General features: G+C 61.8%; 4 protein-coding genes and 1 pseudogene. 1 reads left to right on the forward strand and 4 read right to left on the reverse strand.

The window, feature by feature from the left end; all coding sequences use genetic code 11:
- Nucleotides 1–99 precede the first annotated feature (99 nt).
- The 4 genes and pseudogenes from GY937_27515 to GY937_27530 all read right to left on the reverse strand — a co-directional run bounded on the left by GY937_27515 (nucleotide 100) and on the right by GY937_27530 (nucleotide 6,852).
- The gene (locus GY937_27515; protein MCP5060464.1) at nucleotides 100–1,047 is read right to left on the reverse strand and encodes a hypothetical protein; all 948 of its coding nucleotides are present in this window, start codon (nucleotides 1,045–1,047) and stop codon (nucleotides 100–102) included.
- A pseudogene (locus GY937_27520) lies at nucleotides 1,038–3,517 on the reverse strand (SAM-dependent DNA methyltransferase). The gene GY937_27515 and the pseudogene GY937_27520 overlap by 10 nt, the downstream one beginning before the upstream one ends.
- A 43-nt stretch (nucleotides 3,518–3,560) precedes the next feature.
- A complete protein-coding gene (locus tag GY937_27525; GenBank protein ID MCP5060465.1) occupies nucleotides 3,561–5,396 on the reverse strand; it encodes a DUF262 domain-containing protein in 1,836 nt (611 codons plus the stop codon).
- A gap of 70 nt (nucleotides 5,397–5,466) precedes the next feature.
- The gene (locus GY937_27530; protein MCP5060466.1) at nucleotides 5,467–6,852 is read right to left on the reverse strand and encodes an ATP-binding protein; all 1,386 of its coding nucleotides are present in this window, start codon (nucleotides 6,850–6,852) and stop codon (nucleotides 5,467–5,469) included.
- Nucleotides 6,853–7,013: 161 nt separating this feature from the next.
- On the opposite strand from GY937_27530, the gene GY937_27535 reads away from it, so the two are divergent.
- On the forward strand, nucleotides 7,014–8,141 hold the full coding sequence (locus GY937_27535) for a Fic family protein (GenBank protein MCP5060467.1): 1,128 nt from the start codon (nucleotides 7,014–7,016) through the stop codon (nucleotides 8,139–8,141).
- Nucleotides 8,142–8,629 lie beyond the last annotated feature (488 nt).

Raw genomic sequence — 8,629 nt, forward strand, 5'->3', positions numbered from 1 at the left:
AAGGTGACAGTCTGTGCGGTAGTATCCGGCTTCATGAAGGGGCCCTTGTTGAGGGGAAACGGGTGTCGCAACACGTTTCTACCGCAACTGGGGCCTTCTTCAATTCAGGAACGCGACTTCTTCATGAATTATTCGGGCTAGAACGTAAGTGTGATTGGCATCGATATAGCCGACCTTGCCGATGATCTTGCCGCCCCCAATATCGTCCTTGGGCATAACAAGATCACCACTATTGAGGAGGTCACCTCGATGGTTGGTGCGTTTCGACACGATTAGGCGCCCATTGGAGGAGACTGAACCCATGTCACAGATCCAGTAGTCACCCTCGGCGGTTGCGAACGCACTCTTGCTGGTGCCGGTCGAGATTGCGAACACATCCCCCAATCGCTTCACCTCCCAATCCCCGCGGAAGCCGGGCAGGCGGGTCTGGCCGGTAGGGAGTTGCTGCATGGCTGCCTGTTTGAGGTCGCGCTTCTTGGCGATCAGCCGATCCAGTCCGCTCAGCAGCGCATCCATATCGCTCAATGCCGTCGCAATCGCGCGTTGTTCGGGGATCGGCGGCCGAGGAATCGGAACCTTGATGAACTTGTCACGCGGAAGGTGCGCGATGCTTGTCTGAGTCACGTAGTTGGCGAGCATTCCCCGGTCAGACCATTGGCGAAGAATGGCCGCCATGAGCCTGGGATCGAAGTCATGGAGCGGCCGCAAGCGATGAAGAGCCTTTTGGTAATAGCACTCATCAAGCGCCGCATCCCAGATCGCGGCCCGACCGACTTCACCACCCTCGCACGCCAAGAGATCACCTTTCTCCAGGCGAAATCTCTGTAGGTCCGAGGGAGACAAAGGGACGGTTGGAAGGTCGGCAATGTCGATCCGATTCCACTGGACCGCCTTGTTTCCAAGATAGGGCTTCACGACTCCGACGTTTTTCTTGGCATCGAGCATCTTCCCAAGCTGAACGGAGAACTGCTGACCGACCGTGGTAACCTCCCAATCCTCTGGAATGACCCCCACCTCCGTGCGCTTATATCCGAGCTTCACATCCATAGCGCCCCCATCTTTTTGAGGTGTTCGCCCACCCGAGAGGCAAGCGTCGCCACTTCCTCGGTGAGCTTCGGAAGCGGCTTGGCGTAGCGTTCAGCCAACTCACGGATGCGGCCCGTGAGGGTCTGAGAAACACGATCCAATTCGCCCTGCACCGCGGCTGACAGACGCGTCATCCACTTGTCGTCCACGACCAGCGTCTTGATCTCAGCCTCTGTGAGCTTGGGGTACCTCGCGTCAATCTTCTTGTCCAAGTCTTCTTGTGCGGCCTTGCGCTTGGCCTTTGCCTTGGTCTGTTGAGCCAACAAGTCGGCGTACGACTCGATCGCCGCCCGCTCGTCCGCGTAGAGGGGATCCTTGCCGATCTCCTTCAGCCGCGCCTTCACGGCTTTCACGGTGATCTTCGACTTGTCGCCCTCGCCCTCGATCACCTCGGCAAGCAGCCCATCCTCGCCGCTGTTCTCCTCTCGCATTTCGTCGAGCTTTTGCTGGAGCGTTGCGAATTCGTTGTCGAGTGCTTCGATGACATCACGCTCGACGACGAAGTACCGGGCGACGAGAATTGGCGCGGAGACAAGGTCCGACTTGAAGCGCCGCTTCCCCTTCAAATAGTCGTGCGGCTCCGGCCAGACGAGCTTGTTGTTCTTGTCTTTGACCCGAATGATCTCCCGGGACTGCGCGCCCTTCACCCAGCCGTGGGCGGTGATCAGGTAGGCGTCGTCCTGCATGGTCTCAGCCCAGTAGTCCATGAGGTGCTGGTAGACGTCGTAGGCGTCTACCAGCGGCGCTTGGCGGAAGGTGTCGAGTAGATCTTCGGCGATGATCTCGATCAGCGCCTTCGGGTGTCCGTCCTTGTCGAACCCGGTGAGGCACGGCGTCGCGGTCTTGCGCCAGTCGGCGAACAGCTCTGTCACCGTCTGTTGGAAGGCGGCGAACTCGGCGTGGCCGAGAATGGCGAGCTTCACTTCGGCGAGCGGCAACTTCAGTTGGGCGTACGCGGGGCGGCCGGCGGATTCGAACAGCGCGGCGCGCACCGTGGGGAGTACTTTCCAGTATGCGACGAGCGCGTCGAGATCACGCTCCGAGATACCGCCGCGCAGGTGCCCGTCGATGTCCTGAAGGTCTTCGGGCTCGGCACCATCGATGTAGCGCGGCAGGTTGAGGTTGAAGTCGTTCTTCGAGTCGCCAATCTCGGCCAGCGGCACCATGCGGGCGTAGCGAGGAACGTCGGCCTGCTTGGTGAAGGCATCGACGATCCGGTGGATGTCCTGCTCGCGCAGGCGGTTCTTGTTCCCGTCCTTGATGAAACCCCTGGAGGCGTCGATCATGAATACGCCCTTGCGGGCGGTGGCGTTCTCCTTGTCGAGCACCACGATGCAGGCGGGGATACCGGTGCCATAGAAGAGGTTGGCAGGCAGGCCGAGATGCCCTTGAGGTAGCCCGAGCGAATGAGCTGCTCGCGGATCGTGGCCTCTGTGTTGCCGCGGAAGAGGACGCCGTGGGGCAGGATGCAAGCAGCCTTTCCCGCGCCCTTCATCGAGCGGATGATGTGCAGCAGGTAGGCGTAGTCACCTTGCTTGGCGGGCGGCTCCCCCCAGGCGAAGCGCTGGAACGGGTCCTTCAATGGAGTGAGGCCGGTGGTCCAGGTCTTGTCGGAGAACGGCGGATTGGCGATGACGTAGTCGTAGGTGCGGAGCTGCTCGCCGTCCTTGAACTTGGGCGCAGCCAGGGTGTTGCCGGAGAGGATGTTGGCCGTGGGGAAATCGTGCAGGATCATGTTCATGCGAGCCAAGCCCGCGGTGGTCACGTCCTTCTCCTGCCCTTCGAGTGTGATGCGCTTGCCCGCCTCGGCGGCCACCTTCAGGAGTAGCGAGCCCGAGCCGCAGGTCGGGTCGTAGGCGGTGGTGGACGCCTTCGTGTTGTCCGGTGAGATACCGATCACCTTGGCAATGACGCGGCTGACCTCGGAGGGCGTGTAGAACTGCCCCTTGCTCTTGCCACTCTCTGTAGCAAAGTGACGCATCAGGTACTCGTAGGCATCGCCGAGAATGTCGTCGTGGTCGGCGCGGTTCTGCGAGAAGTCCAGCTCGGGCTTCTGGAAGATGCCGATCAGGTTGGTCAGGCGATCAACCATCGCCTGGCCCTCTCCGAGCTTGTTCGGGTCGTTGAAGTCAGGGAAGTCGCTGCGGGCGAGCTGCGTGTTGGCGTCGATCAGCGGCTGGATGATCTGGATGTTGATCTTGTCGCCGATGTCGCTTTTGCCTTTGAGGGCGATCATGTCCTCGAAGCTCGCTCCCTTGGGAATCGTGACTGGCGGGGCGAAGTCGGTGCTGTTGCCGTACTTGTCGCTGATGTACTTGATGAACAGCATGAACAGCACGTAGTCCTTGTACTGGCTGGCATCCATGCCACCGCGCAGCTCGTCGCACGAGGCCCAGAGGGATGAGTACAGGTCGGATTTCTTCAGAGCCATCGGTTCGTCCACTCCGTGGTCGCGGCTACTCGCCATCGCGCGATCATGCCTCGGCCTCCCGCATCAGGATCTCCGGGTTCCAGATCTGCTCGGCGATCTGGCGGTAGAGCTCCTGCCGCGCGTCGAGATCGGCCTTCTTGAACTCGGCATGTGGACGAAACGCCAGGCCGGATTCGTCACGGAACTTCTGGAACCCCGGATTGTGATCGTAGGTCTTCTCGAAGAGGCTCTGGGCCAGGAGGTTCTGCCCATGGTAGTGCGCGCGCTTGTCCGTGTAGGCCAGGTCGCCATAGCTGGCATTGAACTTCTTGGGCAGCAGCAGCAGGCCTCCGATCCGGTTGCGATATTCGGCGAAGTCGGAGGTGTGGCTGAACTCGTCCTCGTGACGTTCCGGATGGTTGGCCCAGATGTGCTCGACCTCGTAGCCATTCTTCCCTCGCCGCTGGATGTACTCTGAATAGCGTGACGTCTGGCGCGACCGCGTTTCGATGTAGTCCGTCATGCGCGCCAGCAGGCGGTGGATCTGCTTTCCGTTCATCCCGTGAAGGCGGAACCGATCGTTGCTGCCAAAGGTCTCCTCCTCGGCGTCGAGGCGCTCGGTCAGGATGGCCGCCAGCTCGCGTGCCGGCTTTGCGCGAATCTGGAGGATCACCAGCTGGAACATGTTGTACTGCATCGCCGAGTAACTGGTTGCTTTCCAGTTCCAGACGCGGCGGGCGATCAAGATGTCGATGTAGCACGAGACGATGCGCAGTTTGCGGAGGATCTCGCTCTCGCTGTCGCTGCGCTGGAGAGGTGCAAGTAGCGCAGGGTACTGTAGGGTGAAGTTGCTCTGGGCGTTGAAGTGAATCGCCTGCAGCCCCTCCGTAAGGGATTCTGCTGCGTGGCGGATGCGCTCATACCAACGGCCATAGAACGCGAAATCATGCCCAATGAAGCGGCCAAAGGCGGCACTGTCCGAGAGACCCAGCTCCTGCTCGTGGTCGCGCACCCACCGGTGGAACTCGGTGCCGACCAGTTCGAAATCACGAGGTTGAGCGCCACGTTTTCGCTCGCGGATGCTCTGCGCGTACTGGCTCCGCAGCCACGACTTAATGGCATCGGCATCTTCTTCCTTGCCCAGTTGTTGAAGGGAAGCGATCTGCTTGCGCCACGTCTGACTGGCCTCGTTGCGACGTTCCGCATCGGTGATGTTGGCGAGCAGGTAGCCCTTGAGCATATCGGTCGGCGTGAGCGACAGCCCGCGGTCGTTCATCGTCTCGAAGATGGTATAAGCGTCGGCGTCCGAATATGCTGTGATTTCGACCAGGTGGACGTTCTCGATCAGCCAGTCGGCGAAGTAGGGCAGTGCCTCGCCCGTGAGCTCCTCTGGAAAGGACTCTTCGATGTCCTGGAACCGACTGACGATGTTGACTACTGATTCAGGCTGACCGTTCTCCTCGAACGGCTCTGCGGTAAAGAGCGCCTCCATGCAGGCAGTACGCTCGGGCACGTCCAGGTTGAAGGAGCGCCTGCCCACTTTGTAAGAGAAGATCAGATTGGCGATCTCCTTCTTCTGGTCTTCGTCCTCGAGCTGGCGGTAGAGGTGAATGAGGATCAGGGTCAACGACGTCAAGCGTTGCTGCCCGTCGATGATGAACTTGTGGCCCTCCTTGTCGCTGATGATGATGGAGCCGAGGAAGTAGTGGCCGTACTGCTCGACCGCACTGCGCTCGTTTCCCTCCTCGTGCCTCTCCAGGAATTTCTCGGCCAGGTCGTCGATGAGTTCCGCGACCTGCTTCGTTTCCCAGCGATACTCGCGCTGGTAGTAGTCGATCGCGAACTTGGCTCCACTCAGCAGAGCCCGAATGTTCTTCGCGAGGCCTCGAATCTCTTTCATTGGAGCGACCTCTCAGTGATCGCCGCGGGCAATCCCTTGGTCTTGTTCTCGAACGGAAGGGTCTCAAAGATCATCTCGCTGACCTCAATCTCGCGCCGTATTCCGCCACCCCGGGAGCGTCGTCGGCGGGGAGCATCCATTCATAGGTGGGCTGCACGATCACTCCTTCCGGGACTGCCTGAGGTACCGAATCGCGGTTCAGCAACAGGAGCCGCTGGGTGGCTTGCGGGTGGAGAGCGCTGGCGCCTTCGAGGGCACGCAGCTCCCGCTCTGCCGTCGCCGGGTCGGAAGCCTCGGCGCATACCTGGATCAGCTCTTCTTCCCCGTCTGGGAAGCGCGCCAGGAAATCCACCTCATGACCCTCGGGCGTACGGACGTACGTCACCTCGCAGCGCCGGCGTTCCAGCTCCACCATCACAGCAGTCTCGAGGGCATGGCCGGTGTTTGCGCGGCCCGTGCGGTCGAAGACGGGGATCAGGCCCGGGTCGACCGGGTAGGCCTTGCGGGGATTCACCATTCTCTGGCGTTCCGACTTGGCTTCCAGCCATACGGTGCGCACGAGGAAACAATCGGTGAGATGACCCAGGAGTTGGTGCACCGTGTCCTTTGAGATAGAAAGGCCCTGGGACTTCAGGGCTCCGTAGAATTTCTCCACGCTGAAGAGGCCCGCCGCGTTGCCGAGAAGATGGCGGACGAGCCAGCGCAAGCCCGCGACGTTGGTGACGCCATGGCGCTCGACCACGTCGCGCAGCATGGCCACGTCCACGTAGTCGCGCAGAAGCTGGCGGCGGGTGGCGACGTCGAGCCCCTGGGCCTCCGGAAACCCTCCCACCTCCAGGTACCCGAGGAAGGCGCGCTCCAAGGCCGAGCGATCCTTCGAGGCCAGGAAATCTGGGCGCGCGGGGGGTGCAACTCCCTGGTGCCGTAGAGTTTCCTCGAAGCTGAAGGGATGGAGAAGCACCTCCCATGCCCGACCTCGCAGTGCGGTGGCGATCTCACGGGAAAGCAGGGCGGCAGAGGAGCCGGTCACGAAGACCTCCACCCGCTCGGCATCGAGGAGCCGTCGGATGAAGCGCTCCCAGCCCGGAACGACCTGGATCTCGTCGAAGCACCACGTCACGGTCTTGCTGCCGCGCGCCTCCGGGTAGCGACGGTAGTAGTGCTCCACCAACGGGTGCAGGTGCTCGGCGGTCAGACCCGCCAGGCGTTCGTCCTCGAAGTTCACATAGGGCAGTGCCGACCGCTCTGTCCCGGCCTCCAGCCGCTCGCGTCGCAGCTGGTGAAGGAAGGTGGTCTTGCCGGCTCGGCGCATGCCCACCACTGCCGTGGCCTTCCCGGGAAAATGGACCGTTCCGGAAACCCGTCGCGGCGTCGCTTCGGGCACGGGCGCCACGAGGGAGTCTGCCAGCTTCTCATCGAGGAGGGCATCGAAAGCGCGAGGCGGATCGGGCAGCACGGAAATATAATCTCCTTCCTAGAAGGCGAATGTCAACGAATTAGGTCCCTCTGCGAAGGAGAAATATGCCGGATTCACGCCCCGGCACCACTCTTGTTGTCGAGCACTGAACTAGATCCATCACTGATTTCGATTCTAGTCGATTTCGCTAATATTGAGTCATGGCTGAAGGCATCTATTTCCCCCTTGGGAACCGAGACGCTGCCAGGAGCGCAGCGCTCGATTGGAAGCCAGAGCTCGCTGCCGCCCTTTCGGCCGCGGACCGTGCCGTCGGCCAGCTTCACGGTGCGGCGAAATGGCTCCCCAGTGCGCGCCAGATCGCCCATCTCTTTGCGCACAAAGAGGCTGAGTTCTCGAGCCGGATCGAAGGGACCCAGACGACTCTCGGTGAGCTGTTGGCGGTGGAGGCCGGGGCTTCGGTTGCGCGCCGCTCTGCCAACCTTCGCGAGGTCGCCAACCACGTGATGGCTCTGGAGTACGGGATCGCGCGCCTGGCCGAGCTGCCCCTCTCGCTCCGCCTGGTCCGGGAGCTGCACGCTCGGCTGATGGACGGCGTGCGAGGCGGCGACGCCCATCCGGGAGAATTCCGGCGCGTCCAGAACTGGATCGGGCCGCCCGGGTGCGGGGTCGAGGATGCCACGTTCGTCCCGCCGCCTCGGAACGAACTCCCGCAGTTGCTCGGCGAGTGGGAATCCTTCCTCCACGACCGAACGCTCCCGCCGCTCGTCCAGATCGCGCTAGCCCACCATCAGTTCGAGGAGATTCATCCTTTCCTGGACGGAAATGGGCGCGTAGGGAGGCTTCTGATCACGCTCTTTCTGGTGGAGCGCGACATCCTGCCAACCCCATTGCTTTACCTGAGCGCGTTCTTCGAAGCGACGCGCCCGGAGTACTACCGGCGGCTTCAAGCGGTCCGAGACGAGGGCGACTGGCAGGGCTGGCTGCTCTACTTCCTGCGCGGCGTCGCGTGGCAGGCGGAAGACGCGGTGCGGCGTGCCGAGCGGATCAACGAGTTCGTGACTGGCTGGCGGACGTTAGCGGCCGGGTCTGCGTCGACTGCCGTACCGAAGCTGGTCGACCTCCTGGCGGAGAACCCGTACTGGACGGTGAAGCGGGCGGCCGAGCGGCTCGACGTCGCGTACACGACCGCTCAGCGTGCGATCGAGAGACTGGTCGAGGCCGGTGTCATGCAGCAGGTCGGCGAGGCAAAGCGCAATCGGATCTTCTGCGCGACGGAGATCCTTGCGGTGCTCGAAGAGCCGACTCGGCTCGACGCGGAGCCGAGATAGACCCAGCTCACCACGCCAGAGCTGCGCTTCGAAGTGAGTCAGTCGCAAGTCACTCGCGAACCGCGCTGTCGCCACCCCTTCATTGGAATCGCCACGAAATCGGGTACTTGGGGCGCAACAGACTTGCTCTTATCTTGCCGTAGACCGATCCGAGCGAAGCCCGCACCTTACGCCAAAGAACAGCTCCTCCGAAGCAGCTCGGGCGAACAGCAGGAGAACATTGGGAGCCGGTGGAGACCGTTTCCCCTCGGCAAGTTGCCCGCGATCTACGGCAAGATAAGAGAGGGCCGCTCTTGCCGTAACTTCCCGTCGGAACTCGCGATCTCGTGGGCGGTTCGCGAAACAGGGGGCTAGTCCCTTGTATCGACCAAAGGCGGAAGTGTTGTCATGCTAAGCACTGCGTCCCCCGCAGCCAATCGGTTCTCGCCGTGTCGCGGGCCGATTCATGGGGCCCGTATGTCGAAGAAGCGGTATCGGATTGACTTGAC

This window comes from bacterium (assembly GCA_024228115.1).
GTDB lineage: Bacteria > Myxococcota_A > UBA9160 > UBA9160 > UBA6930.

What these genes read in the sequence shown, in the direction of transcription:
- GY937_27525 (MCP5060465.1), bottom strand. Translation starts at nt 5,396, where the DNA reads ATGAAAGAGATTCGAGGCCTCGCGAAGAACATTCGGGCTCTGCTGAGT.
- GY937_27515 (MCP5060464.1), bottom strand. Translation starts at nt 1,047, where the DNA reads ATGGATGTGAAGCTCGGATATAAGCGCACGGAGGTGGGGGTCATTCCA.
- GY937_27535 (MCP5060467.1), top strand. Translation starts at nt 7,014, where the DNA reads ATGGCTGAAGGCATCTATTTCCCCCTTGGGAACCGAGACGCTGCCAGG.